We start from the raw sequence: 405 nt of genomic DNA, 5'->3' as shown, positions 1-405 counted from the left end.
TGGAGGTACAGCATTTGAAGTCGTTCTTTGACTTCAAGTGATGGACCGAAGCGACCTCGAGGGTCTAGACGCTGTAGCTAGACAGCATTTTGAGAGAATATTGCACTCTCAAAACTAAACAAACAAGTAGTCAATTACGAATCGTAGGATTCGCATTCCGAATGTCCTAAAGACATTATCCTTAGAAAGGAGGTGATCCAGCCGCACCTTCCGATACGGCTACCTTGTTACGACTTCACCCCAATCATCTGTCCCACCTTAGGCGGCTGGCTCTATGTTTACGAAGTAAGTTTACTTCGTAAACTCTTAGTTACCCCACCGACTTCGGGTGTTACAAACTCTCGTGGTGTGACGGGCGGTGTGTACAAGGCCCGGGAACGTATTCACCGCGGCATGCTGATCCGC

1 rRNA gene is annotated in these 405 nt (G+C 48.4%); it reads right to left on the bottom strand.

The annotated features are described in order from the left end of the window. Positions 1-185: 185 nt before the first annotated feature. A 16S ribosomal RNA gene (locus M3182_RS25785) occupies positions 186-405 on the bottom strand; the annotation flags it as partial.

It is taken from the genome of Mesobacillus maritimus (assembly GCF_023715205.1).
Classification (GTDB): Bacteria; Bacillota; Bacilli; order Bacillales; family Cytobacillaceae; genus Mesobacillus_B; species Mesobacillus_B maritimus_C.
This window is presented reverse-complemented; position numbering and strand designations above follow the sequence as displayed.